This is a genomic window from Luteimonas sp. A501 (assembly GCF_054052085.1).
The window spans coordinates 1-529 of record NZ_JBSVRI010000042.1 but is presented as its reverse complement, the minus strand read 5'-3'; the positions used below and the strand labels follow the sequence as shown (position 1 = coordinate 529).

The following is a 529-nucleotide window of genomic DNA, read 5'->3' as shown; positions in this document are numbered from 1 at the left end:
ACGAAGCCCGGCACAAGGCCGGGCTCCGTGGTGTCACCTGTGCCGACGTCCTCAGTTCTGGACGTTCAGCTCCGTGCGGCGGTTGCGCGCGCGGCCGTCCGGGTTGTCCGAACCGTCGTCATTGGTGTTCGGCGCGATCGGGCGGCTCTCGCCGTAACCGGTCGGACCCACCATGCGCGACGAGTCGATGCCGTTCGAGGCCAGGTAGTCGTACACCGCGGTCGCGCGGCGCTCCGACAGCGACTGGTTGTACGCGTCGGTGCCCTTCGAGTCGGTGTGGCCAGCCACTTCGACCTTCAGCTCCGGGTAGCGCTTCAGGATCTCGATCGCCTCGTTGAGGATCGACACCGCGTCGGGACGCAGGGTCGACTTGTCGAAGTCGAAGTTCACGCCCTTCAGGTCGATCGACACCGGCACCGGGCAGCCGTCCGGACCGATCGTCTGGCCAGGCTGCGAATCCGGGCAGCGGTCGTCGCAATCGTTCACGCCGTCACCGTCGCTGTCCATGTCCGCGCAGCTCGGGGCCACC

1 protein-coding gene is annotated in these 529 nt (G+C 67.7%); it reads right to left on the bottom strand.

The window, feature by feature from the left end:
* Positions 1 to 51 precede the first annotated feature (51 nt).
* Positions 52 to 529, bottom strand: a 478-nt coding sequence (locus ACW7G5_RS14810; protein ID WP_457005788.1) for an OmpA family protein, incomplete at its 5' end; no start/stop codon positions are given.